The 23,561-nt window shown below is 43.8% G+C and carries 31 protein-coding genes; 30 read left to right on the plus strand and 1 reads right to left on the minus strand.

Annotated features, from left to right (window positions below; translation table 11 throughout):
• The first annotated feature begins 59 nt into the window (after positions 1-59).
• The 3 genes from SYN8016DRAFT_RS03790 to SYN8016DRAFT_RS03795 all read left to right on the plus strand — a co-directional run bounded on the left by SYN8016DRAFT_RS03790 (position 60) and on the right by SYN8016DRAFT_RS03795 (position 1,643).
• Positions 60-434: a hypothetical protein gene (locus SYN8016DRAFT_RS03790; RefSeq protein WP_216725571.1), complete on the plus strand. Its 375-nt coding sequence runs from the start codon at positions 60-62 to the stop codon at positions 432-434.
• Between the two features lie 81 nt (positions 435-515).
• A complete protein-coding gene (locus SYN8016DRAFT_RS14900; RefSeq protein ID WP_006852943.1) occupies positions 516-1,226 on the plus strand; it encodes a hypothetical protein in 711 nt (236 codons plus the stop codon).
• 177 nt (positions 1,227-1,403) lie between these two features.
• Positions 1,404-1,643, plus strand: a complete 240-nt coding sequence (locus tag SYN8016DRAFT_RS03795; protein ID WP_141561349.1) for a hypothetical protein — start codon at positions 1,404-1,406, stop codon at positions 1,641-1,643.
• 12 nt (positions 1,644-1,655) lie between these two features.
• Here the strand turns inward: SYN8016DRAFT_RS03795 and SYN8016DRAFT_RS03800 are convergent, their stop codons facing one another.
• The gene (locus tag SYN8016DRAFT_RS03800; protein WP_006852945.1) at positions 1,656-2,627 is read right to left on the minus strand and encodes a hypothetical protein; all 972 of its coding nucleotides are present in this window, start codon (positions 2,625-2,627) and stop codon (positions 1,656-1,658) included.
• Positions 2,628-2,711: 84 nt separating this feature from the next.
• Here SYN8016DRAFT_RS03800 and SYN8016DRAFT_RS03805 point away from each other — a divergent pair, with 84 nt between their 5' ends.
• The 27 genes from SYN8016DRAFT_RS03805 (at position 2,712) to SYN8016DRAFT_RS14940 (ending at position 23,560) form a co-directional block, all read left to right on the plus strand.
• A complete protein-coding gene (locus SYN8016DRAFT_RS03805) occupies positions 2,712-3,299 on the plus strand; it encodes a GIY-YIG nuclease family protein (RefSeq protein WP_159098296.1) in 588 nt (195 codons plus the stop codon).
• Between the two features lie 771 nt (positions 3,300-4,070).
• Positions 4,071-4,235: a hypothetical protein gene (locus SYN8016DRAFT_RS15275; RefSeq protein ID WP_006852948.1), complete on the plus strand. Its 165-nt coding sequence runs from the start codon at positions 4,071-4,073 to the stop codon at positions 4,233-4,235.
• A 374-nt stretch (positions 4,236-4,609) separates the two neighbouring features.
• Positions 4,610-4,816, plus strand: a complete 207-nt coding sequence (locus SYN8016DRAFT_RS03810; RefSeq protein WP_006852950.1) for a hypothetical protein — start codon at positions 4,610-4,612, stop codon at positions 4,814-4,816.
• Positions 4,813-5,049: a hypothetical protein gene (locus SYN8016DRAFT_RS03815; RefSeq protein ID WP_006852951.1), complete on the plus strand. Its 237-nt coding sequence runs from the start codon at positions 4,813-4,815 to the stop codon at positions 5,047-5,049. The genes SYN8016DRAFT_RS03810 and SYN8016DRAFT_RS03815 overlap by 4 nt, the downstream gene beginning before the upstream one ends.
• 414 nt (positions 5,050-5,463) lie before the next feature.
• A complete protein-coding gene (locus SYN8016DRAFT_RS15280) occupies positions 5,464-5,703 on the plus strand; it encodes a hypothetical protein (RefSeq protein WP_006852953.1) in 240 nt (79 codons plus the stop codon).
• A gap of 64 nt (positions 5,704-5,767) precedes the next feature.
• Positions 5,768-6,160, plus strand: a complete 393-nt coding sequence (locus SYN8016DRAFT_RS03820; RefSeq protein WP_006852954.1) for a hypothetical protein — start codon at positions 5,768-5,770, stop codon at positions 6,158-6,160.
• 95 nt (positions 6,161-6,255) lie between these two features.
• Positions 6,256-6,444: a hypothetical protein gene (locus tag SYN8016DRAFT_RS14905; protein WP_006852955.1), complete on the plus strand. Its 189-nt coding sequence runs from the start codon at positions 6,256-6,258 to the stop codon at positions 6,442-6,444.
• A 269-nt stretch (positions 6,445-6,713) separates the two neighbouring features.
• Complete coding sequence (locus tag SYN8016DRAFT_RS03825; RefSeq protein WP_006852956.1) at positions 6,714-7,844, plus strand: GIY-YIG nuclease family protein; 1,131 nt, start codon at positions 6,714-6,716, stop codon at positions 7,842-7,844.
• A gap of 124 nt (positions 7,845-7,968) precedes the next feature.
• Positions 7,969-8,262, plus strand: a complete 294-nt coding sequence (locus tag SYN8016DRAFT_RS14910; RefSeq protein ID WP_006852957.1) for a hypothetical protein — start codon at positions 7,969-7,971, stop codon at positions 8,260-8,262.
• A 1-nt stretch (position 8,263) separates the two neighbouring features.
• Positions 8,264-8,596, plus strand: a complete 333-nt coding sequence (locus SYN8016DRAFT_RS03830; RefSeq protein WP_006852958.1) for a hypothetical protein — start codon at positions 8,264-8,266, stop codon at positions 8,594-8,596.
• A 283-nt stretch (positions 8,597-8,879) separates the two neighbouring features.
• Positions 8,880-9,308 (plus strand): hypothetical protein, encoded by a 429-nt coding sequence (locus SYN8016DRAFT_RS03835; protein WP_006852959.1) that lies wholly within the window; start codon positions 8,880-8,882, stop codon positions 9,306-9,308.
• Positions 9,309-9,429: 121 nt separating this feature from the next.
• The gene (locus SYN8016DRAFT_RS03840; RefSeq protein WP_141561351.1) at positions 9,430-9,741 is read left to right on the plus strand and encodes a hypothetical protein; all 312 of its coding nucleotides are present in this window, start codon (positions 9,430-9,432) and stop codon (positions 9,739-9,741) included.
• A complete protein-coding gene (locus SYN8016DRAFT_RS03845) occupies positions 9,719-10,798 on the plus strand; it encodes a DUF932 domain-containing protein (RefSeq protein WP_141561352.1) in 1,080 nt (359 codons plus the stop codon). The genes SYN8016DRAFT_RS03840 and SYN8016DRAFT_RS03845 overlap by 23 nt, the downstream gene beginning before the upstream one ends.
• An 853-nt stretch (positions 10,799-11,651) precedes the next feature.
• Complete coding sequence (locus SYN8016DRAFT_RS14240; RefSeq protein ID WP_006852964.1) at positions 11,652-11,930, plus strand: hypothetical protein; 279 nt, start codon at positions 11,652-11,654, stop codon at positions 11,928-11,930.
• A gap of 52 nt (positions 11,931-11,982) precedes the next feature.
• Positions 11,983-12,792 (plus strand): hypothetical protein, encoded by an 810-nt coding sequence (locus SYN8016DRAFT_RS14920; RefSeq protein ID WP_006852965.1) that lies wholly within the window; start codon positions 11,983-11,985, stop codon positions 12,790-12,792.
• Between the two features lie 702 nt (positions 12,793-13,494).
• Positions 13,495-14,388: an ATP-dependent DNA ligase gene (locus tag SYN8016DRAFT_RS03875; protein ID WP_006852967.1), complete on the plus strand. Its 894-nt coding sequence runs from the start codon at positions 13,495-13,497 to the stop codon at positions 14,386-14,388.
• 63 nt (positions 14,389-14,451) lie between these two features.
• Positions 14,452-15,726, plus strand: coding sequence for a virulence-associated E family protein (locus SYN8016DRAFT_RS03880; RefSeq protein ID WP_006852968.1), 1,275 nt, complete (start codon positions 14,452-14,454; stop codon positions 15,724-15,726).
• Positions 15,727-15,996: 270 nt separating this feature from the next.
• Positions 15,997-16,347, plus strand: coding sequence for a hypothetical protein (locus SYN8016DRAFT_RS14925; RefSeq protein ID WP_141561353.1), 351 nt, complete (start codon positions 15,997-15,999; stop codon positions 16,345-16,347).
• Positions 16,348-16,351: 4 nt separating this feature from the next.
• Complete coding sequence (locus SYN8016DRAFT_RS03885) at positions 16,352-16,597, plus strand: hypothetical protein (RefSeq protein WP_006852970.1); 246 nt, start codon at positions 16,352-16,354, stop codon at positions 16,595-16,597.
• 32 nt (positions 16,598-16,629) lie between these two features.
• On the plus strand, positions 16,630-17,700 hold the full coding sequence (locus SYN8016DRAFT_RS03890) for a YqaJ viral recombinase family protein (RefSeq protein WP_006852971.1): 1,071 nt from the start codon (positions 16,630-16,632) through the stop codon (positions 17,698-17,700).
• A gap of 2 nt (positions 17,701-17,702) precedes the next feature.
• A complete protein-coding gene (locus tag SYN8016DRAFT_RS14930) occupies positions 17,703-18,017 on the plus strand; it encodes a hypothetical protein (protein WP_006852972.1) in 315 nt (104 codons plus the stop codon).
• A gap of 555 nt (positions 18,018-18,572) precedes the next feature.
• On the plus strand, positions 18,573-19,115 hold the full coding sequence (locus tag SYN8016DRAFT_RS14935; protein ID WP_006852974.1) for a hypothetical protein: 543 nt from the start codon (positions 18,573-18,575) through the stop codon (positions 19,113-19,115).
• Positions 19,116-19,327: 212 nt separating this feature from the next.
• The gene (locus SYN8016DRAFT_RS03900) at positions 19,328-19,903 is read left to right on the plus strand and encodes a hypothetical protein (protein WP_006852975.1); all 576 of its coding nucleotides are present in this window, start codon (positions 19,328-19,330) and stop codon (positions 19,901-19,903) included.
• Positions 19,904-20,441: 538 nt separating this feature from the next.
• Positions 20,442-20,984 (plus strand): hypothetical protein, encoded by a 543-nt coding sequence (locus SYN8016DRAFT_RS03905; RefSeq protein ID WP_006852976.1) that lies wholly within the window; start codon positions 20,442-20,444, stop codon positions 20,982-20,984.
• A gap of 179 nt (positions 20,985-21,163) precedes the next feature.
• A complete protein-coding gene (locus tag SYN8016DRAFT_RS03910) occupies positions 21,164-21,412 on the plus strand; it encodes a hypothetical protein (protein WP_006852977.1) in 249 nt (82 codons plus the stop codon).
• A gap of 38 nt (positions 21,413-21,450) precedes the next feature.
• Complete coding sequence (locus tag SYN8016DRAFT_RS03915; RefSeq protein WP_006852978.1) at positions 21,451-22,671, plus strand: hypothetical protein; 1,221 nt, start codon at positions 21,451-21,453, stop codon at positions 22,669-22,671.
• Between the two features lie 13 nt (positions 22,672-22,684).
• Complete coding sequence (locus tag SYN8016DRAFT_RS14940) at positions 22,685-23,560, plus strand: hypothetical protein (RefSeq protein ID WP_006852979.1); 876 nt, start codon at positions 22,685-22,687, stop codon at positions 23,558-23,560.
• Position 23,561: the final 1 nt, after the last annotated feature.

The raw sequence follows: 23,561 nt of genomic DNA on the forward strand, positions 1-23,561 counted from the left end.
ACAATACAATGGATAGTTTTTACAATAAAACTGTACTAGGAGGTTCTCAACCACAGCCGATGCCTCAAGTACGGCAAATGGCCCCTGCTCCACAACCAGTTGATCCTCGCCTTGTTGCACAAGTGCTTCAACAGATGCAGCTTCAGCAACAACAGCCAATGTCTCAGCACGATTCCATCGTCATTCAGAACAGACCTGAGCCTCCAGCTGTCGTTGTCAGTGGTGAGGTAGATCCATTCCAACAGCAGGCCATCAATCTCACTCGTTCTCCTCTAGGACAAAAGATGGTACATGGAGCAGACTGTGGCTATCAGCAAGTAGCTGCTGATGAAGCTATGAATCCACTAATTGCTGCAACTGCACAAGTCATTCAGCAAGCCTTTGGACAAGCTCAAGGCGGTCAGGGTACAAACTATGTACCTTATTCTCGTTAACAGCATTCACTATCACTAACAATGGTTGCTAGCCTCGTTTAATAACGGGGCTTTTTAATACCAACTTATAAATAAACCACTATGCATACAGACTTATTATCACCTGAATCGCCATTGTTTGATGCTGTATCAGCACAAGACACCAACGAAGTGGGTAACATATTCCACAACACAATGCTTGCAAGCGCAAGAGAAGGCTACGTCACTCCTAATACTTTGTATGTGATCACTCCTTCAAAGATTGGAGTAGAGCAACTAGACGGAGAACGGGCATCTCTTCGATTCGAACAAGCTCTCCAAGCTGGCAGAGACTTCTCAGCAGAGTTTGGACGACAACCTCTGTTCTATCTAGTTCATCAAGTGATGTCCTACGAATCCTCATCAAAGGAGCACATGCCTAACGATGATCCAATGCGAACAGAATCCTGCTGGACATTCGTATCTCCGTTGCTTGGAATGTGCCTTTCTCGTTCCATACGAGGTCATATGAATGCTATCCAGAATTGGAACCAACGTGCTTGGTGTCACGAATTACATGAAGGACTACCAATCAAAAAACGCAATGAGAACTCATTAATAGTTTCAATAACAAACAACGAAAAAGGTCATTACGACAAAACAGAAACAAACATAATGGTAATTGATAATTCAATTATCAGCCAATGCATCATTGGTTTATCTCCTTCATTCCCAGGAATACACATCAGTGCAGATACACCAATTCAAAGAGCTATCTCACTAGAACTGATGAAGAAGACAGCTGATGCACTATATGCTGAAACTTACCCATAGTAATACTATTCATTAGTTATAACCACATACGAATAAATCTACGCTAGATTAAACTAAAGTAGTTATTCATTACTCCTAAACATTATCTATCCGCCAATGTCATTACACAACGATACTGTAGTCAACATCGACTCTACTGAAATTTGTACCGTCTTCACAGGGACGCAAGAATTCAAGATGCCACTTATTGACGACAACACATCAGATACCACCATTCAGAAGGTGAGTATCGATGGCTATGAGTTCACAGGAATTGTCAACTGCAACATGCGTGGAGACGCTGAGCTCATCATCGATCTCAAGACCGGCATTACTTACGAGCTACTGCCAGTAAAGGTTGACACCAGCAAGGAAATCAACCTTGCTACTGCCGCAGAAAAGAAAGAGCTGGACCAGCTACTGAAGCTCACCGCTTAATGAGAACTAATCTCAATAACCAACTGGTGCTGCTCCTGTTGGCATAGAACCCCGCCCGGCAGCAGTCGTGTTGATATTGCCGGGTGCATTAGTAGGACTTTGATTAAACCGCTGCTTAATATCTCCAGCGGTTCGTTTGATAAAAGCTCTAGTGCCTGGGTGAGCTGCAGCTGCAAGAGCACTGCCTATACCCATAGCAGTAACCAGAGCTTCTCCAGGGCCACCCATTCCATAAGTTGCCCAGGCTCTACCTAGATCTCCCATGGCATCAATCGTCCCTACATCCTCTGGCAAATAGCCCAGTGCTCTCCGGGATGCTTCGCCCTCGTATGCAGCCATACCGGATGCACCTACAGCTCCTACAGCTCCACCAATGCCACTACCAATCAATTGGCTCTTAAGAGCGTCCATCTCTGATGCTTTTCTGTTCCGTGCTCGGAACTGACCGGTCAAGGCACCAAGAGCCGCTCCTGCTCCACCCAATAAAAAAGCGTTATTGCCACTAGCTCTACCAAGACCTGATGTCTGCAAGAAAGACAGAGGGTCATTGCTGTGATTCATATTCACATGGCCTAGCTCGTGAGCGAGAACAGCTGGGTGTGGTGCAGAACTATCGATAAAGACAACGTCTTCTCCAGTACCAAGGCGACCTGCAGCCCAGTAGTCCTGACCAGGCATATCCATGAGATATTCAACAGGGTTACCTGTCTTCTCTAGATACCTGTCATAGGTACGGATCATCTGATCCATCTGACGCGCTTGTCTCTCAGGGTCTTGACGAATGCGCTGGAATTCATCACGCAAGCCTTTAGATGCTTGGGAGTGAACATTGTTCCGCAATGACTCACCTGCCACAGAACCAGCTGCACCAGCAACTGCTACACCAGGAGCTGTACTGAAACCACGCCTTCTAGAAATCTCTTCAGCAACAAGACTCTCCATCTGCTCTTGAGATAGTTCTTTGCCGCCTTCAAATAAAGACATCATTCATAACACTAATATCCTTCTATTATACCCATTTGTCTGACATATCTATTACTATTAATTCATAGATAGTAGATATTAGATGTGTATGATTCTGAAGAAGCAACATACCTATACGTAGTCAGCTGGAAAAACTCTCCAGATGTTTGCAAAATTGGAAGATCAAACAATCCATCTAGACGATTCAACGATTTTTTAACTGCTCATCACGAGCCTTTACTCGTACATTGCATATGCGATGAACTAGTAATGTCAGAGGCTAATATGCATAGTCGATTTAAAAGTGCGCAGATCACTTTAGAGCATCACCATTTCACACAAGACATAAAAGATGTACTTGATATGCTCAACATGAGCAGTAAATTCAAACCATACGAAATCCCAAGAACCCAGTCACAGACTGGTGTTATAGAAACATCTCCATTAGTAGATCAACTAAAAACCACCATTGCTATACCTCCACTACGCATCTCCCCTATGGAAAAGGAGGTAGCAATCCTGCATGCCATTGGGGCAACAGTAGCCGAATCCGCTGCAGTTCTTGATCTGACTGAAAGCTGTATCAAATCGCACAGAGCAGGCGTATTACAAAAGTGTTTCACACCGAACACCTCCTCTGCTCTTGTAAAGTTGATAGCTCACGACATCATCACTACTAGAGATTTGAAATAAGGGTGTAACAGATTTGCAGATAAAAGACATGCTTTAGTGGAGAGTTAAACCTCTCTTATATCCACTCCGGTGGATGTGATCCCGCTGCAGCCGATCGGCGCTGATAATCACCTGCTCATTTCGATGGGCGATGTCCATTCCGATGGACGTGATCCCGAGGCACGAAACCGTTCCTACTTACTTGCTCATTTCGATGGGCGTCATGAACAGAAGATTACTCAATGGCCACCTGTCGGTGGCTTTTTAAAACAGTGGGTTATGTGGGATAAACACCCACCAATCCATTGGGTAAGAGATGACTCCACTCATATTCAGTCACATTCTCTGACCCATAAAATAAGTTCTCAGTTGACAGACTCGTCATGGGTATGTCAGCTTGAGGTAGTGGACAACGACTGGGCGGCTGGAGAGCCAATCACGAGTTCACGAAACCTATCGGTAAACCGTCGCACGGCCCGACAGGCAAACTACTTGCATCTGAGTTGTAGCGCCCAACTGGGTTAGCCGCACGTACCCCAAGTTACTGCAGGACTTGGGAGATAGACAGAGACCCGCGAAGCAGAAATCCAATACACGTCTATCTATTCAAATGTCTAACTTCACCCGTAACGGGCGACCCGTTGTGCTGTATCGCTATAGCGATAACAATGACCGCTGCACGGCAGGACAAGTCACCAGCCCTGCTACTTCACCAGAAGTAATCACTCATGAAGTGACTCGTCGGAGAACATCAGCTTCCACACTTCGCATTCAACAGCGAGGTGCAGCTTGATGAATGCCACAATCTCACGAGAGCAACTCAACGAATTAACCGAAGTAATCGAAGATTCGGTTCAATTTATCTGTGATCAAGAGATGATCTCAGGCGAAAAAGCTTGGGCTGTACTTGAGTGCCTAGCTATTGCGAAACAAGCTGAGCTAAGCGGAGTCATCTGAATACACATGCCCTCTTAACGGAGGGCTTTTACCTTTACCCCCACACTATTATTAAACTAATTATGTCGGCTTTTAAGCAGTATCTCTACGAAATGAAAGAGATGGTTGAAACTTGCGACGAGCAAGATGAATACATTCTTAAGGCCTTGATGGACACAGAACCAGAGCAATGGACTGGCGTTGAGAAAACTTACACACTTAAACCAAATGCAATCTCTCAAAAGAACTGAAGCCGCTCGTGCTTCAGATGTATTCGCATCACTAGATCAATTCAAGACAGAGCTAAAAGCTATCGCTGCCTCACAAGGTGTGAGCTCAACACTCCTCTATACAATCATCCGAGATTGGTCAGATAGACAATTGAGGAGTGACTTATGACTACACCAAAAGAAAAAAGGTTTCGCAACTCACTAAAGAATGCACGAGCTTATCGCAAGGAACTACTAGAGCTACTTGCCGAGAAGATTCAAAGAGAAGACAAGCTACCACTTGAGTATGTGCCAGTCAGCTATGGCATTCTCGGCGATCTAGAACTAGACATCAACCTACTGGAACAAATTCTATCGATAGAAACCAAATGAGTAAGAAAAAACCACTTGAGCCAATAGAAGTTCAAAAGGCTGCCGATCAGTTCTTTCCTCTATACAAAATTGTATTAGAGCAGATGCCTGATGGAGCTACCGCTGAAGACACTCTCAAATGTTTTGAGGCGATCAGTAAGTTAGCTTACTTCAACCGATCACAAGAACCAAAAGGAATGCCATTTGGATTTAACAAACAAAACAAACCAGAAAATACTACAAAAGATGACTAATACTACTAAATTGAAATACACCATAAAACCACTAACCTCTATTGATGATGACAGAATTTTGATGCAACTGCCCATCAATGTTCGAGAACAACTTGGACAAGAAGTTGAAAGCGGCTTTCATTTATTCCTACATAGGCGAGACCTATTCTTTGAGAATGGCTTAGTGCAATACGTATTAGGTGAAAAGACGGTCAATGTAGAACTCAACTAAACCGCAGTAAAGCATCAGTTAACCCATCTGTTATTGCGCCCTACCGGGCGCTTTAAAACGGGGGGTGGGATAGTTCCCCCCAATCGGGGGATTACATAACATCCCTTAGCTGCTTGTATATCAATAGGCCACCTGTCGGTGGCTTTTTCAAACAGTGTCCTGCAATAGGACGTTCACTTGTAAACCACACTAGATAAAAACAAATGTCAATTCCAACTGCTGATAAAATTACACTCACAGCAAATCAAATCGAAGAATTCAAAGCTCGCCTTACTCAATGCGATGAATCAGAAATCTGGGGCGAGGTCAAAGCTTACTCAAACGAAATTACGGAATACGATGTATTCGTTGATGTGCTTGATAACCTTCGTGAGCAGCTATGTGTAATAGCTGAAACTGCAACACTTCGAAGCCACAGTTCTGACTGGACTTACTCTGCATAAAAACCTTGGCAGCACTAAGCGTAAGACCAAATATCAATCAATAAACCACACGAGAGAAACACAAATGACAACAACTATCGAACTTCCACAAGTAAGCTCCGTAATCAAGAGCAAAATCAAAGCGATCCTTGATAATGGTTTTACTACTGAACAAGGGAGAAAAATCTCAGAAGCGAAAGTCGAAGCATTTTCTACATATGGAGACGATACAACCGCTGACGACTTACATGAAGCTGTGAGTGAAGTTCTTTGTGACGTTGTATTTTCAGATGAAGAGTATGAAAAGTACAATTCAGACATCGAAGAATGCTGTGAACACTCCAGCTGGGAAACGATTATTCAAAAAGGCATATGGGATGTGCCTGATTACGTTGACGATACTGTCGATCAGTTGCTTGCAAAAATCAATGCACTGTCAGCTGAAGACCGCAAGTCATTACTTAATCGCATTAACTAACAACGAAGGCAACTTGCTCTACTAAACCTTATGGCATTCAATTGAGATGTAAGCCCATGTACTAAACACGAAAACACATACACGAGATACAACACATGACCACGCAAACGAAACCTGAACTTACAGAATCACAAAAAACTATTAGTGATGCACTGGGGCAATTAACAGAAGCTCTAGCTAATGCCCACAACCAAAACATACTCACACTCAAAACGTTAGACAGAGCTATGAACGAAGCAAGTGAAATGGCACTTCACGAAATGGTATTACGTAAAACTCAGTGACTAACATCGCCCACTACTCACTGCTGAGTGGCGGGTGATTCCTACTTAACTAAACACAAAATAAATCAAATGAGTCAATTCATTTTTACAACGACAACAATCACATTCATTGTTCTCCTTGCTTTCGCTGTAGAGCAACTTGGAGAAACGTTCGTAGATGACTACAGACAACGAAGAAACACCCAACAACGAATGGACGAATACCAAGAAGATTGAATAACTTCCCCCATTTGGGGGATTACTACCTAATACACCTTGCTTATATTCATATGACAACAGCCCCCGCACAACGCTTGCAGTACCTCTATCTCATTGCCTCTGGAAATGAAGATAACATTTTCAAGATCGGCATAAGCCACAGTCCTACTCAGCGACTGGAGCAAATCAAACGTGATTACAACGTCCCTGATGCTTACATCCTTGAATTTATGGATGTGCCGAGTAGAGATGAAGTGTTTGCTATTGAAAACGCACTACATACTCGGTTCGATAGCAAGCAATCAACTAAGTACCCTGGGCGTGAATGGTTCAAACTCAGTCCTAAAGACCTAGAAGATCTTCGATCTCTCTATCAAGAAAACTCAAATAGCTTTGCACAAGCCAGTGCCTACTATGGAATCATTGAAGAGATGGAACGCATATCTGATGTAGCAGAAACTGAAGACATGAAACGGCGGAAGCAGATTCATCACAATCGCGTCCACGGAAAAACCTATGACACTGCACCTAAAGGAATACTCAAGCGATACAACGATCTAAGCAGAAAATCTAGTGAAGGAATACTGGCTAGTCGATTCGAATTTCATCGTATCCAACATCCTATCGTTAAAGCTTTAAATGAAGCGAGGAACGATATTCTAGAAATCATTGGCGAAAAGGTTAAGCCATGTGGACTTCAAGTAGGAGTTATTGGCTTGATGTCTGGCATGGTCCTAGGAAGTGCTATTGCCCCTGCTGCAGTGAGCCCCATTACTTGGGGAACAACAGCCATTGGATTTATTGCCGGATCAATTTCTGGTGCAGCTAGAAAGTCTAAAGAGTCTGAAGCCTTAACCATCTCTTTAAATAACTGGGCAGATCACGAGTATCCAAATACTCGATTACAAACAATGGAATTTATTGAAGACAAGACTGAACACAAAAGCTTACTCATTCGTAAATACACGGAATCAAAACCAGTATTAAGAAAAGAGCCTGCACTTATGCCAAGGATTGACATAACTCAAACTATTACCAAGCCAATGAAAGACAGGTACAGTAACAAAAACTATTTCCCAAAAGTAGCCACAGTAGCAACAATAGCTTGTGCTGGATTCTTCGGACTTGCATCTGTCGAAGGACAAGATAACAACCGTTACTCATTTGAACAAACGCCTCCAGCTATCGAGCGACTTACGTAATTACTAAGTACTAATTGATTAGGCCACCTTCGGTGGCTTTTTCAAAAGGTGTTCTATCAAAGGACGTTTCAAACCTACACTTTACATATACAGAACATGAAACGTAAGCACACTGGCAAAGCAAATGAATACGAAGCTGATTAATACAGTCCTTGCATTGCTTTGCTGCATCGGTGGATTTACCGGAACACTTTCCATTGGCTGGTATTTCTTCTGGGGTGAGACAAAACATGGTGGTGAATACCCTATGGCATTGCACTACTACAGAGAATATCTACGCACAGGCAGGCATCACTTAAAAGAATCAGCTGCAATACATCGCAGTAATTCTGAGACATTAGCCCTCTGGGGGTTTATGTCTGCTAACTTAATGGCACTATCACTGATAGGGCTGAAAATTAAAACAACAAAGGACTAATATGACAACCGCAATCGCACCCACTACAACTGAATACAAAGTAACCTTTCACTGGACTGCTAGTGATTGGGAAAACTCAACCAACGCAGACGGTGAATACAACTACGACAATCAACCCAACGAAACCACTGAGTGCTCGGTGACACTCCCTACAGATGCCACACCTTGGGATGTTTATTGCGCTGCTGATGAAGTAATTGGAGATGCTCCCAACACTGATGACAGTGTCTATGGCTGGGATGGCGATGGTATGTGTGTTGAATTCAACGGAAAAGTTTTAAACATCTCCGGCGACACGATTAAGCACACGGCCACCTGGTCTGACTTTCACTAAACAAATACACGAGATAAACCATGACAAAAATACAAGACTTGACTTCAATTGAAACTGCACTATAGGCACTAGCTTCCTGCAACCTTAAAGAAGCAAATCATTCTCAATCCAAAAGGCTATGTGCAATCATTGATTCATTGCCCGATGAATTTAAATCTTGGATGAATGAGCGTATCTGCTGGCCTGAAGATAAATAATCAACTGAACCAGTCAATGCCACCTGTCGGTGGCTCTTTCAAACCGTGTCCTCAAGAGAGGACGTACAACCACACGAGGAAACCTCATGACTACAACCATCACTGCTCCACTCAAAGGTGACACTTCACTCCGCACTGCAGTGGAACTACTCACACGTCTTACACCTTTACAGCTTGCTGATGCTGTAGATAATATCAACTACTACATGGACGAAGACACATACGGACCAACACGTGCCTTCCAGAAACACGGCTGCGTCGATATGCCTGAGCTTCGCGATGAAGATGTTTACCTATGGGTATATCAACTCCTATTCTCTGGGTGTACAGATCGTCTGGATGAGCTAAAAGATGAGGGACAAATCACAGTCTCTGATGAAACGACTGCACTAATCACGCAACTGGAAGAGTTGTATGAGACGAAGCGTCAAGAAGGTCGGCTATTACAGGTCGTCGAGAGGCTGAACCGCATGACTGAAACGGATCGTCAGTTTGTACTGAGTCGAGTCAGCTAATCACTAGACCCCTACTGGGGGTCTTTTATTCACAGTGTTTCATAAGAGAAATAATATGTTCAACAAAATCAAAGCCTTACTAGGACTTACAAAGAAACCAAACACTCCAACTTCATTCCTTGTGCGTTCAAAACATAAGGACACCCATGTGTTCTTCACACAAGAGTTTGAGACACCACAGGAATTAGATGAGTACTTAGAACGCTACCAACCAACAGCTCACCTGAATTACGTGAGCACAACCGTCTATGCCTGCTATGGCAAGAAGCGTCAGCTCATCGAAATCCACGAGCACTGCACGGGTAACCCTGAATGGGAATACAGCAAGTTCAGAGATATTGCTGCATCACTAGGGGCAGAAATCGAACAACTGGACTCCTATCCCAATCAAAGCTCAGCGGTTAGCACCGTTGCTCGATTTACTTACGACTAACTCCATATGCCACCTGACGGTGGCTGTTTATATCCGTGTCCTTACAAGGGACGTATCCACATACCTACTACATATGTCTGAAACACTTCGCGAAATGAACAGCGGCTGGCTCCTCAAAGCTGATGGAAGTCAGTTCAACAGCGGTGTAATCACCGACCACAGCCTTCCAGCACGAGAAGCATTCGAGACAGCAGGTGCTCTATTCACTGTGTCAAAGCACCCACTCTTCTTCAAGGATGCGATTGGTCAAGAGCACGAAAGTAATGGCGTTGGTCTTGTAAGGCAAGACACAGGACGAGAGTTGGGTGTCGTTACTGCCAACTACGAGGTAGTTCAAAACGACAGGCTCCTCGAAATGGCTGAAGCCTTGCGGGACGAAGTCTCAATGGAGACAGTAGTGCTGATCCAGCACGGTGCAAAGGTTGCCTTCACAGCTCAGATCAAAGGGACCAACAGCGATGTTGTGCCTGGTGACACTGTCGGCAAACGCATCGTTGGTTATCTCGGACACGATGGCAAGACAGGGATCGGTGCCTTGTTCACCACAGTGCGTGTTGTGTGTTCAAACACCTTGGCATTAGCCACTGCTAAGGCATCAGACCTGAAGCGTCTGACTCACAAGGGCGGAGCTAACGCTGATGTCACAACACTGATCGAATCAATCAACGTTGCTCGCGAGTCATTCGATCAAGAGGTTGAAGGCTTAAAACTCTTAGCGAATACCCCTATGACCAACGACCTATGTCGTGAGTTCCTGGAACGTGTGTTTGCCAAAGAGATTGCTGGGCAGATCAAGAAAGACAAGGATGCTCCTGCAAGGGACAAGACCTTGGAAGACCTGCGCATTACGAAGCACATCTACCGCGCTGTTAACAACGGCTTGGGTCACCAATACGCTCCAAACACTCTGTACTCAGCCTTCAATGCCGTTACAGAAGTCTTGACCTCACCTCTTACTGGTAGAGGCGAAAGCAAGCTGGGTTCACTTTGGTTTGGCGTAAATCGCAACCGTGTTGAAGCAGTACGTGAGATTGCCTTAGAGCTTGCGACTGCATAGCACCAGTCACATTTAGTAGTTAAATTACTACTGGAATGTTTCAACAGCCTGCTGTCATATAGCAGTGGGCTTATCAAAATCAATATAAAGATTAACTATGGATACTGCAGAAAGCAAACGCTCGAAGTTCGCACGCATCTTTCCAGCGAGGGTGCAAAAGATAAGGGACCAGTTACGCATACTAGGCAACTGTTCTAGTAAAAGTAATTACGACTGGGACCAAAGCAAGGTTGAAATCTTCTTTGCCTTAATTCTCAAAGAAATAGTGACACTTGCAAGTGGCTTCGGAGTACCAGTAACAGCACAAGTAGGAGACAAAGACGTTGAACTTTTCTAGCCAATGATTATCTCAACCAAACACACAACGGTAAACAGACCTTTGAAAAATCACCTCAACATTCTTATGTCAAGAGAAAAACTAATGAACGACATTGAAGCAATTGTCGAATCATATGTAACCGACATGACTAATCAAAACAAGTTTACAAAAGAGTTACGTGATGCTGTCTCTAGACATACTCACACTACACAGTTACGTAGGCGTAGGACACGCAAAACTCCAAGCTCTTGCAATGACTGAAGTTTCTAAAAACTAAATAAAAACATCTACGTAAAACACACTACATACATAGAGGTTCTATGCACCCAAAAGCGTTTGATGACTTACGCAAAATTGCTGATGCCATCGATGTATTGAATGACTTTTCAGTATTAGGTGATTCCGAAGCTGACAATTTATTCATGAATCATCTAAATGACATTGACGTATCACTCGAAGATTACTGGGGTTATTACGGGGAAACCTGCCCAGTTGCATACAAATACCTAGGTAAAACAAATGACTAATTCAACCATGACAACAGAAGCAATCAAAGCAACTACTATCCCTGAGAACGCAGTGGTAGTCAACAACTACACATGGAACACATGTGAATATGGACAGTACCGAATCGAGAAAACACGATTTGGTTTATTCAAATCAATCGGCAAAGACGGAAACGATTTGGTCACAGGAGGTTCAGAAGAAGCTGTAATGGCTATTACACCGATGCACCTCGAAGCAAACTCACCTGATTACGATGGCAAGTATGACGGCAATAAATTCTCATCATTTGTATCTGGGAAACTATAATCCCACGACAAAAGATAACATCGACTAGATTAAAAATAAACGGTAAAAATACATGAGTTTAGAACTAAACGCAATACTTCACGGGGAATGTCCGACAATAGATATTCCCTCACTAGACAATATCAAAAATCTATCAAGCAATATTGACGATTGGCAGTATGTAAATCCTATGCTTCATGCTCGACGTCTAAATAAGATCTTAAAGAGCGATCCAATTCGTAGGCTATACGATTACACATCTCGTGCTTATGCTGCTGTACGCAGGTATCAATTGCTTCAAGAGAGTGGCTATACAAAACTTCCTGGTCAATGGGCACGCACAGAAGATGAACTATGGAAACCAGAAGACGTAGATAGCTGCGACTGGCGGTGGAATGCGCCAAGAGGTAGACCACCACTGTTCTGGCAATTTGTTGCTCACGGATCTTGTCATTGGAACTGCGAAGCAAACATTGAAGTTGCCAAAAGATTATTTCCAGATATTGAATGGATGGTCTTCAGTGGCACACTTCATTCCACAGTACTTGCTCCTGAAGAAAAACTATGCTTTGACCTCCAATACATTGCATTAGAGGTATCACTTAAAGCAGGGTTTGAACTATTGTTCGGAGAAGAGTTGAACAACTTTGACGAAATACTGGTAGGTACTGAAGAGTCACCATATAAATGTTCTGAAGGTACTGCTGGTCCAGCAATGATGCTCTTCAATATGATTGACAAAGATTTTTCAGACAGACCAGAAGTAGCTCTACAACATCTTCGTGACTTCATGGCTATGAAAGCTGACGAAGACTTTAGCCAAGAGCTTGTGGAATCACCATTGATCAAGCCTGCATTAACACTAGAAGTGATTGGAGCATGAGTGACCCACAAGATAAACAGTTTCAAGTTCGACTTGCTGTTAGAGAGTTGCGTGGGTATCGGCGGTCATTGCTGAAGCAGTATCAAGAACTTGTTGCTGCAGAGCAAAACCCACTTCAATGTAATTGGCATCAGACCGTTGATCTCAAAGCAGAATGTGCCCTGTTAGAGCAACTTCTTGATCTAAGGAAATAGAACTGCTGTCTTACGTCTGACTTATCAAAAACTTTGTCGTAAGACACTTCTCTCATATTAGAGCCAATTATGGTGCATAAATGACTTAGAAAAACTAGGTGTCTTACGTCGTAAGACAGGAGACAAGACACCCCAAACGCCATGCAGCGCAACGGGTTTCAGCTCTCTGTCTTATGTCTTATCTCTCAAAAACATATTGAATAAAAAAGACACTAGCCTGTGGAAAACCCTATTTAAAAAATACATATATAGGGGCCAACTATGACAGCCAAGACAAATCGCTGAGACCCATTCTGCCGCAATGGATTACAACTGACTTACGTGATAAGACACCCTAAGACAGTAATTTTCTTCTAATAAAGGTGTAACGCTTTTGCAGATAAAAGACATGCTTTAGTGGAGAGTTAACTCTCTCTTATATCCACTCCGGTGGATGTGATCCCGCTTCTTTGTCTATAGACACTTTGCTCACTACGGTGGGCGTCTATTCTTTATATCTATTACAACTATGCATCATCAAAATTTCAAACCACTACTTGCCTCACGATGCGATTTATTATCCATCAAATACCCAGTCGCTGTTACACCCAAATTAGACGGCGTACGTGTCATCATCCGCGATGGAGTCGCTCTCTCACGGTCTCTGAAGCCCATCCGAAGTCGTGTAGTTCAATCTATCCTTGGCAATCTTCCATCGGGCTGTGATGGCGAAATCGTCTGCAATGACGGATCATTTCAAGGCACTGTCTCATCTGTCATGTCAGAAGATGGAGTTCTTAATTGGACCTATCACATCTTTGATTTCCTCGACTTCTCAACACCGGAGATTGCTCCATACACCGATCGCATGCATCAATTGCAAGATCATCTAGAGCGAGGACGATTGAACAAAAACTGCAAAGTCATCTACCCAGAATTTGTATACGACAAAGAAGGTTTGATGCAATTCGTGCAAGAACATCTAGACGATGGTTACGAAGGGACCATGGTTCGAGACCCAAGTGGTACCTACAAATTTGGACGATCAACTGTAAATCAAGGCATTCTGTTAAAGATAAAAGCCTTTGAAGATGCTGAAGCACGCATCATCGGAGTAGAAGAACTTATGCACAACGACAACCCAGCAGAGCTGGACGAATTGGGGCACACCAAACGCTCCACATCAAAAGAGAATCTTGTTCCTGCAGGCACTCTCGGTGCATTAGTCGTCCAGTCATTAGAAGATGAACGAATTACATTCAAAATTGGAACAGGATTTGATGCACAGCAACGGCAGGAACTATGGAATCAAAAGGATGAGTTAATTGGACAATACGCTAAATACAAATTCTTCAATCAGGGAATTGTGCTTAGACCAAGGTTTCCAACATTTTTAGGAATACGACCATCTGATGATATGTAATCTCACGAATGTATCAAGCGAAAGCTACACTAAAAATACGCCTTACTAATAGAAAATAATACTATGACAATCAATCCAGAATTTATTGACCTAGAGCCTACTCCTAATGAATCAGATGACGATGGTGATCAAACCCAAACGCGAGGCAGAGGACGTCCACCGTTAACTGCAGACCGTCAAATTCAAGAGCGAACTGATGACGTCAACATTTTAAAAGAATGCCTGCCAGATCTTCGCTTAAATCAACTCACTGGAAAAATGGAGTATGGACCTAGAACATCTCCAACAGTGATGGAAGGCGACGACATCGACACGATGTCTGTGCGATTGGCTCTAGAGCATGACAAATTTGTTCCTGAGCAACGTGTTCGTGCAGCCATTCGTTATATCGCAAAGCACAACGGCTACTGTCCAATCAGAAGATACCTTATGGATTGTGCCTACAGCGCAAAACCTTTTGAGGACTGGGATCGTCTAGGCGAAATACTTCTTGGTAACTCGACTGAACTAGCCACGCGAACACTACAAAAATTCCTCATCGGTGCTGTAGCCCGTGCCTACAACCCAGGTTGTTCTATGTCTTGGATACCCATATTCATTGGGGCACAGGGCTGTGGAAAGAGCCAGTTGCTTCGAGAATTAGTTCCTGAAGAGCTATTTGCAGAAATCTCTGTATCAATGGACTTACTGTCAAAGGAAATCTATCGCCTGCACGTCTCCTATTTAGTAGAGCTGCCAGAAGTGGACAACTACTTCAGTGTCAAGAACATTGAGAACTTCAAAAACCTAATCACAACACGAGTAGACGAAACACGTTATCCCTATCAGTCACTACCTGTCAGTCTTGCACGACGCTTTGTGATGGCTGGAACATCTAACCGTTCAGAGTTTTTAGTGGACAGCACGGGCAACCGACGCTTTATGCCACTAGAAATTGGTGATGGCTTCGAAACACCATGGAGAACTCTTCATGAATTCCGTGATCAGCTTTGGAAGAAAGCCATATTGGAATACGAAGCTGGTACTCAATGGGAAATCACATCAGGTGAAGTTGCTCAACTGGCTGATTACATCCAGCAGTTTTCGGTATCTGATCCATGGGAGACCATCGTTGAAGAATTCCTAGGAACAAAAGATGAAGTAAGTGCCAATGACATTCTCATTGGTGCTCTTGGATTCTCACCACAAGCAGTAGGTGTACGTGAGTCAAAACGAGTCGGCTCAATTATGTCTGCCCTTGGTTGGCGGCGTATGGTCACTACCCGCAAAGGTAAATCAATCCGACTATGGAAACGCAAGACACCGCTCAAAAAGAAAACTAGACTTGATGACTTTTGAAATCAAGGTGTAACGCTTTTGCAGATAAAAGACATGCTTTAGTGGAGAGTTAAATCTCTCCTATCTCCACATCGATAGATTTAGTCTTTATCTATTGGGGCAGTCATCGGACAATCATCAACAATTTTCCGTCACTGACGTAAGTCCCTATCGCAAATATCCACTTCGGTGGATGTGATCCTATGTACAAGTTCGGCAATTTCTTTTGCTCACTTCGGTGGGCGTGATCCTGAAGCACCGAGAGCTGCGAGTTCACTTTTGCTCACTTAGGTGGGCGTGATCCTCTCGCAACCAGCATCTGATCTAATTGCTCACTTAGGTGGGCGTCCTTATTCTTTACACAAATACTTTATGCACACTTTATCCGTTCTATACGATGCATCTGATCGTGATGACATCTTCACATTCCTCAAAAAAGCTTTTGCTGGTGCGGCATCTGACGTATCAGTCACACAGATTATTCCAGATGAGTATGCAGAACTATCCTGGTCTGGCGATGTAGAACCTTCGTCAGTAGCATCCGATTTATCAGCAGCTGTTCGTGGAGCAGTCATTGAGATCCCTTCTACGACAGGCATTGATCTCAAATCTAGATTTTTTAACAACTCACAATTATGGTGACCCTATGACAACTCCAGATAAGCCAGAAAAATTCGATGGCGAACTTCCTACCCACATTGCTCTGACTGACTTTTCAGTTGAGTCTTTAGAAGCTCTTGACCACTTTGGTATCGAAGCACCCGCAAAATTAAATTCCTATGCGATGGCATTAGAAGATGCTTTAATCGAACAGGTCAACCGAAACAAAGAATACAAAGACGAAATTGAACGACTAAAAAAATTACTCACAGACAACGACATTAATCACTAGCACCCACGGGTGCTTTTTTATTGGAGACACAAATGACATCATCCGTATCAAAAACAAATCTATTCGAAGAAATTGGAGCAGTAGCTGAAGAGCAAGTGCCACAAGTCATCTTTGGCGACCGTGTCGTCGATGGCGATGAAGCACCACCCGATCTACGCTTACGTGCTCATCTCATGCGATTGCCCTATGAAGACGAGCGGGTAAATGATCCAGAAATCAGACAATGGATGGAAGACCGACGTTTAGGTGTTGGTGCTTCCGAGATAGCTGTCTTGTTTGGACTATCCCCCTGGCAGACATTGCGAGATTTGTGGCATGAGAAAGTCCACGGTTGTTCTTACGACCCTGGTAGCGAGCTGTTCCATTGGGGACACACAATGGAACCTGTAGTCGCTGCTGAATTTGAGAGACGGACAGGTGAGCCAGTCGGAATGCCAGCATCAATGATCATGGTGGGTGAAAAACCACACCATCGTGCAAGTCTTGACCGTGTGGTTTTAGAAGACGGAGTTGCAGTAGCAGCACTGGAACTCAAGAATCTCCACGAAGGACGCTATGCGGAATACAAATTAGCCGGTCCATCAGTTGGTTACTTGCTTCAATTGCAGTATCAAATGATTGTTGCTGGCTTGGATTACGGATATTTGGCCTGCCTGTTCGGTGGACAGAAGCTCGGCGTATGGCGAGTGGTTGGATCACCATCCGTACAACGCGAAATCATTGACCGTGTCGATGAGTTCTGGGGTTACGTCACACGCAAAGAAGAGCCACCTGAATCACTAGGTACACGTCAGGTATCTATCCCTGCAGGAACTCTGCAGCTAACTGATCCATCGTGGGAAGAAAAGCTCTCGTCTCTGGAGCAAATCCGTATTCAAAAAGCAAAGCTTGAAAAAGAGGAAAAGATTTTAAAAGCTCAAATAAAAGAAACGATGGGAGAGTTCACGACCGTCGAAGCAGGGCAAATGACTGCATCGTATTCAACATCTACACGAAGATCAATTGATACTGCTCGTCTAAAGACTGAGATGCCTGAAATCGTAGAGCAATTCACGAGAGAAGCATCAGTTAAAAGCCTACGTATCCGACAACGAAAATCCTAATCATGACAAAATCAATGGAAGATCAAAAACAAATTGAAAACTTCAGAGAGCAACTGGCTCTTGATAGACGCAAAGAGTTTCTATCATCACTACGAAACGATGAAAATTCAGATGCTGAACGTACAGAACTGACAAATCTTGCTATCGATTCAGTTGCAAGACTGATTGAACTAGAACAAAAATACATCAAAGAATTAATCCAAGGCGACACTGTTTGCCCTGGTTGCGTAATTGGTTCTACACGGGAACTCACATTACTTGAAACAACATTCTCTACATTTAAACGATATGCAGAAACCGACAGCTGCGATACCTAAGGTAATTTCTAATGACACAGCAAAACCACCATGACAACTGTGAAATGGTCTGTTCAATATCACTACAAAAACAAGATGGGCCATTTGAGGAAGAAGAAGCCAATGCTTTGATGCATGACTGGATATTCTTCCTAGAACCATATCTAACTAAGTTTTTAGTACGTCCCCATATATCAAGAAAAAACAACACCATATTCACAGCGTCATTCACTTGCTATCCCCAATTACGAGAAACAATTGAATCATTCTTATACATCACTATGAAATACGACCATTACTACAAGACAACATCTACATTCGATCCCATAGAAAGATCACTAGACAAGGTGTAACGCTTTTGCAGATAAAAGACATGCTTTAGTGGAGAGTTAAATCTCTCCTACATCCACAACATTGGATGCAATACTCTTATCTTTTATTCAATCAAGGGTGTAACGCTTTTGCAGATAAAAGACATGCTTTAGTGGAGAGTTAAATCTCTCTTATATCCACTTCGGTGGATACGATCCTGACTACTACTGTAGTCGTAATTTCCTCCTACTTATATTTTTTCTAATGACTATTTCTACCTTCTCTGCTGTATCGTCACGGCCTGAATATCAAGTCAATGAACTTGGACAGCCACTTCAATTGCCTTTGCCATCACTGTCTTACGGACAGTCACTGACACAGCCTGTGAAAGTGGACGAACGATATGCATCTGAACAACGATTTGACTACTCAGATACATACATCGATCTGGACGATGAAACTACAGATGGATATGAATCTTGCTACTCCTCATGGGGAATGCACACAGCTCATCTTGCTGAAGATGATGAGTTTTTTGAGACTGAACGAACTGTTCTGGAATGGTCAGCAACCACATCTAATGGTTATGTAATCAGTCAGTTCTGTGAAGAACACGAAGGAGTTTGCGTATCTACGACACCTGTTTCAGAAATTGACGACCGTGATCTGTGGATTGACTGGCTGGATTGCATCCGCACCTGGAAAGAAACGATGCCCGAAGCAGTCGTTAATTGCATCGATTGGTCAAAAGTAAATCCTTCTGATTATCTGATTACTGCAGATTGTCGATTGGTCCTGATCGACTGATACCGATTGTCCCCCTACGGGGACGTGATCCTGCGATCGGCGCTGGCGATCTATTGCTCACTTCGGTGGGCGTGATCCTCCACTTTTCAACATCCTGTAAACCGTGCTCACTTCGGTGGGCGTAATTCCTAGTGGCATTTAATTGGCTTAAACCTACCAATTACTGTAAGTCCACTTGCTAAAAAACCTGTAAACCTCAAACGTTAAATCTAATGTCTACTCTTGCAACTGTAATTACTGCTGATCGTCAATCACAAGCAATCGAAACCACAATGACGATGCTTCCTCCTGGCTTCGAGGAGCGTCCCAGCCGTCCGATGGTTTTCATCGGTGGTGAAACTGAAGGCGGACAGCCTTTCTACCAATGGAATCGTGAGACATCTGCGCGTGAATATATCCCAACAAACCGTTTCACAGCACGTCTGACTGACGTGAAACTGATCGTCCGCAATGCTGATGATGAACTGAAGAAGACCACAAAATTGGTCTGCGAATTTGTCACTGCATCTGGTGGTGAAGTTGCCGTCTCATGCGGGGCTGCAACTTATTCCGCCATCGGAATTATCGCCGGACTTAACAATCTGACTAGCGAACAACTCAGTTCTGAACTGGGTTTATCTGGAAAAGTCGGTAAAGGCGGAAGGGTCACTTTCGTAAATGTGTACCAAGGTGGAAGCCCATCTCGTGACATGAATGCCGAGGATCTTCTCAAAGAAGTTCGCGGCACTGATGAGTACATGAAAGCCGTCGAGGGCTTTGTGGGCGACATCAAAGCCAAACTCGCCTGATACAGACGGGTGTCGCTACGGCGGCACCACAAATCCACATCTGTGGATGTGATCCTGTCACGCGTCCTCCTTTGCCAAAAACTTGCTCACTTCGGTGGGCGTGATCCTCGCGAGTTGCCCAGACCCAGATTGCTCACTTAAGTGGGCGTGATCCTTAGTCGGCGACCTGCAGCACAATTGCTCACTTCGGTGGGCGTGATCCTGTGACGGACGCAGATTTCGATGGCCTTAATTGCTCACTACGGTGGGCGTGATCCTTCGGGTGGCATGATCGTTGTTTTGCTCACATACCGTGGGCGTGATCCTACAGCTTCAAGTGCATCTCATAGTGCTCACTCCGGTGGGCGTGATCCTTGAGGCAGGCTGGTGTTACACAATTGCTCACTTCGGTGGGCGTTTTAATCATCAATAACTCTGGACACTTGAGTATATTTATCACGTCAATTATGTTGACAGATATCATACTCCGGGTCTATGATGATCGTGGGGGAGTAACTAACCCACGAAAGAGTTCTATACAAACTATCCCAAATTAATTATGTCTGATTTTTCTCAAAAAGTAGTCGTGGACAAACGTTACGTCATTCCTCAAGCAGGGGTTGAAGCCATCCCCGTAGCAACTCTGGCATCCATTGATGTCAACGGAAGCGGCATGGATGGTGGTGGAGTGCTTGAAATGACCGCCGAAAGCACTATCGGTGGTGTCTTAGTCTACTCAGCGTATCAAGCGATTCTGACCCTGCTCAAATCAGAAGCCGCCAGAAAAAATGGTGAAATAAACAGGGCACAGCAACTAAAACTAGTTGCTTCCACTGCTGTCGATGCTGGCAAGTCTTCGGCTTTCACGATGGTTGTGGCGTCGGCTCTCGTAGCGTTGATGCCGTGGCTTGCAGGACCTCTGACGATTCTCGGTGTAGTAGGTGGCGGGGTGATGGCCACGAGAATTGCTCATCAATTCTGGGAAGCTCTGGATGAATCACAGCAAGCAGATCTTCGCAATGCTGCTGCATCAGCCAAAGTCAAGATCGATAATCTGATTCCTGAAGACAAGACCATCACTGCAGAAGCAGTACCTGCCTGATAAAGCCTAAGTGTTACATAGGCTCAACATTTGTTGGGCCTATATGTTGACAATACCCAATACCTATCCTATATTTAGAGAGGAGACAAAACTATCAATCAATATCCAATGTAACCAATTGTATTGGCCGCCTGTCGGCGGCTCTTTTAAAGAGCGGAACACACATATGAAGAACACAAATGACGTACTCTCCTGCCAAGATCCTAGAAATACTTGGCGAATCGCCTTCACAACTTGAAGAGCCGATTCAATTCACTGATGCAGAAATCGAAGCGATTGTCCGATCACGTGAATTAACAGACCACTCACGGCAACACGAACGCCAGCAATCGCTGGATGAAATGTTTCCCAACCGCACACAAGGTGCGCTTTATGAACCACCGATGGAGATGTCTGATGAAGATATTTTCGACATGTGGTTGTCATAACAACACTTCCCACCCCTAAAACACTCGATTAAAACGAAATGAATACTCTCACAGATTTGGCTCAACTTCAGCCTGCTTCGGAAAAAGCGGCTCAATACAAAAAGCGCAACAGACAGCTTATACTCAGACTTCGTCAAGTAGCGATTGCCGCTACGCAAACCGTTGAGCCAGACCCGCATAGGGATCAGTTGTTCAACACTAATCGGACATTCAACATTCGTATGAGAAGAATGTTCCCTACACTAAAACGTCCTCTGACACATCGTCAATGGTCTTACATTATTTCTGAGGCACGATCAGCATGCCTGCCTCATCTAGATCAAGATGGACACATTCCTGAAGAGATTATAGGTGAATCAGATTACGCACTATTTGTGCGCCACGTACTTACCTTATATGTGAATAGCTTTGGCTTAGCTGAAGCAATTACCTCATTGCATGCACATAGAAAGGATCTTCATAAAGATTCAGAAGGAGGAACTCTAGCTGGTGAAATATGCACAAATATAATCACGCCAGAGCAAAAGCAAAAGACCGTACGTAGGCAACCTCTGTTGACAATATGTCTAGTAAAGGATCTAGATCCTCCACAAGTCACAGACACTATTAAATTAATAGTCAAGAACGATGTTTGTAAGCTACTAAAGCAAGAAACGGAAGACTGTAAGCCAATTCCTCAGGTAGATGCATCTTATGATGACAAAATGCCACCAGGTGACAGGGCAAAAATGCAGGGCGATATTGTCCCTAATGATTACAAGCCTTTGGTGCGTGAAGAAGTCACAACACTACTTGCAAAAGCCATCGAAAAGATGTCTTATGAGCAGCAGTTAATCCTGATGACATTCTTAGACCCTGCGTACGAAGTGATGCAACTAGGGAAAAAGACACTTGAGTCAAGTATCTTGACTATGAAATCAATCACTGGAATTGGAGAACACAAGACCAGGAGACTAACAAGAGAAATACTTAGTATTTGTAGAGAGTTACTTGAAGTTACAGTTACCGAAAGAACTGTCAATAGACTACAGATTAAGGATGCAACGCTGCGAAGTAAAATCAAAAGAGGACTACTTAAATTTGGCTTCAGCAGACAAGAAACAGCAGTGTTACCAGTCAAGGAAGAACACAGTCTCTGCACGACTGTATCTAACTCACATATTGAGCACATGCTGCTTTATATAAACAAAGGAGGACACATCTTTCCTGAAGTTATCGCTAGACTGGAGGAACCAAAAGAGACAACAAACGAAGTATAAAAGGGAGAAACGCATGACAGCAATTGACGATTGGAAGGGATACCTAGATGTTACAGGTATCTCTTGGACATCCCTTGAATCAAATAATAATGCGATACAACTCACTGGTATGGCAGGAGCACCAATCCTCCGTGCTGTAGAAACGAGAGAACAACTAGATAGCCTACATACAACAGCAAGGCAGAAATCATCAGAGCTGGAAAGATTACTCATTCTGGCTCTGCCATTTGACCACCCTCATACGCAGATGACACTACCTGGAGACATTGTTCTACCAAAAGTACGAGCATACGCCGGTCACATTTCAGACACATATTCCTTATCAGGACATTTAATCCAATCAAAATTCCTGACTTCTATTAAAAAGGAAGTCTCTCGCGTAATTACAGACGGACCTAAAGTCTCAACACCGCTATGTGACTGGGCATTGAAACTGCTTGGTAGATCATGGGTGTATGGAACTCCTAGCTCCGCCTCGCAACTTGACTCCATGCTTGGGCTTCTGGCTAAAGATCCTGCGATGATCGGTCATGTACGTAGCAGGCAACTGACATATGGCAGAGGCTGCGCCGATGCTGTTCTTCTACCAATTAAAGGAGTACAGCTTTCTACAAACAAACTCGATCAAAAAATTGAGCAATGCGACATGCGGTTCGTTTCGTTAGAAGCAGAGATGTCAATGTATGACTCCAGTCGTGCACGCATCCACGCCGTAATGTCTAATCATTATCTGACATGCGCATCACAATCCAATCAAACTTTCGCTTCACAATTAGGATGCGACAGTATGATTGGTATTTCAAAGATCGGGACAACACATACAAAAGAAAGACATGATACTGGGTGTAACGCTTTTGCAGATAAAAGACATGCTTTAGTGGAGAGTTAAA

The organism is Synechococcus sp. WH 8016 (assembly GCF_000230675.1).
Taxonomy (GTDB): domain Bacteria; phylum Cyanobacteriota; class Cyanobacteriia; order PCC-6307; family Cyanobiaceae; genus Synechococcus_C.

Bases quoted from the DNA above. Each gene is read 5' to 3' on its own strand.
- SYN8016DRAFT_RS03790 (WP_216725571.1), top strand. From the start codon at position 60: ATGCCTCAAGTACGGCAAATGGCCCCTGCTCCACAACCAGTTGATCCT.
- SYN8016DRAFT_RS14900 (WP_006852943.1), top strand. From the start codon at position 516: ATGCATACAGACTTATTATCACCTGAATCGCCATTGTTTGATGCTGTA.
- SYN8016DRAFT_RS03795 (WP_141561349.1), top strand. From the start codon at position 1,404: ATGCCACTTATTGACGACAACACATCAGATACCACCATTCAGAAGGTG.
- SYN8016DRAFT_RS03800 (WP_006852945.1), bottom strand. From the start codon at position 2,627: ATGTCTTTATTTGAAGGCGGCAAAGAACTATCTCAAGAGCAGATGGAG.
- SYN8016DRAFT_RS15275 (WP_006852948.1), top strand. From the start codon at position 4,071: ATGAATGCCACAATCTCACGAGAGCAACTCAACGAATTAACCGAAGTA.
- SYN8016DRAFT_RS03810 (WP_006852950.1), top strand. From the start codon at position 4,610: ATGACTACACCAAAAGAAAAAAGGTTTCGCAACTCACTAAAGAATGCA.
- SYN8016DRAFT_RS03815 (WP_006852951.1), top strand. From the start codon at position 4,813: ATGAGTAAGAAAAAACCACTTGAGCCAATAGAAGTTCAAAAGGCTGCC.
- SYN8016DRAFT_RS15280 (WP_006852953.1), top strand. From the start codon at position 5,464: ATGTCAATTCCAACTGCTGATAAAATTACACTCACAGCAAATCAAATC.
- SYN8016DRAFT_RS03820 (WP_006852954.1), top strand. From the start codon at position 5,768: ATGACAACAACTATCGAACTTCCACAAGTAAGCTCCGTAATCAAGAGC.
- SYN8016DRAFT_RS14905 (WP_006852955.1), top strand. From the start codon at position 6,256: ATGACCACGCAAACGAAACCTGAACTTACAGAATCACAAAAAACTATT.
- SYN8016DRAFT_RS03825 (WP_006852956.1), top strand. From the start codon at position 6,714: ATGACAACAGCCCCCGCACAACGCTTGCAGTACCTCTATCTCATTGCC.
- SYN8016DRAFT_RS14910 (WP_006852957.1), top strand. From the start codon at position 7,969: ATGAATACGAAGCTGATTAATACAGTCCTTGCATTGCTTTGCTGCATC.
- SYN8016DRAFT_RS03830 (WP_006852958.1), top strand. From the start codon at position 8,264: ATGACAACCGCAATCGCACCCACTACAACTGAATACAAAGTAACCTTT.
- SYN8016DRAFT_RS03835 (WP_006852959.1), top strand. From the start codon at position 8,880: ATGACTACAACCATCACTGCTCCACTCAAAGGTGACACTTCACTCCGC.
- SYN8016DRAFT_RS14240 (WP_006852964.1), top strand. From the start codon at position 11,652: ATGACAACAGAAGCAATCAAAGCAACTACTATCCCTGAGAACGCAGTG.
- SYN8016DRAFT_RS14920 (WP_006852965.1), top strand. From the start codon at position 11,983: ATGAGTTTAGAACTAAACGCAATACTTCACGGGGAATGTCCGACAATA.
- SYN8016DRAFT_RS03875 (WP_006852967.1), top strand. From the start codon at position 13,495: ATGCATCATCAAAATTTCAAACCACTACTTGCCTCACGATGCGATTTA.
- SYN8016DRAFT_RS03880 (WP_006852968.1), top strand. From the start codon at position 14,452: ATGACAATCAATCCAGAATTTATTGACCTAGAGCCTACTCCTAATGAA.
- SYN8016DRAFT_RS03885 (WP_006852970.1), top strand. From the start codon at position 16,352: ATGACAACTCCAGATAAGCCAGAAAAATTCGATGGCGAACTTCCTACC.
- SYN8016DRAFT_RS03890 (WP_006852971.1), top strand. From the start codon at position 16,630: ATGACATCATCCGTATCAAAAACAAATCTATTCGAAGAAATTGGAGCA.
- SYN8016DRAFT_RS14930 (WP_006852972.1), top strand. From the start codon at position 17,703: ATGACAAAATCAATGGAAGATCAAAAACAAATTGAAAACTTCAGAGAG.
- SYN8016DRAFT_RS14935 (WP_006852974.1), top strand. From the start codon at position 18,573: ATGACTATTTCTACCTTCTCTGCTGTATCGTCACGGCCTGAATATCAA.
- SYN8016DRAFT_RS03900 (WP_006852975.1), top strand. From the start codon at position 19,328: ATGTCTACTCTTGCAACTGTAATTACTGCTGATCGTCAATCACAAGCA.
- SYN8016DRAFT_RS03905 (WP_006852976.1), top strand. From the start codon at position 20,442: ATGTCTGATTTTTCTCAAAAAGTAGTCGTGGACAAACGTTACGTCATT.
- SYN8016DRAFT_RS03910 (WP_006852977.1), top strand. From the start codon at position 21,164: ATGACGTACTCTCCTGCCAAGATCCTAGAAATACTTGGCGAATCGCCT.
- SYN8016DRAFT_RS03915 (WP_006852978.1), top strand. From the start codon at position 21,451: ATGAATACTCTCACAGATTTGGCTCAACTTCAGCCTGCTTCGGAAAAA.
- SYN8016DRAFT_RS14940 (WP_006852979.1), top strand. From the start codon at position 22,685: ATGACAGCAATTGACGATTGGAAGGGATACCTAGATGTTACAGGTATC.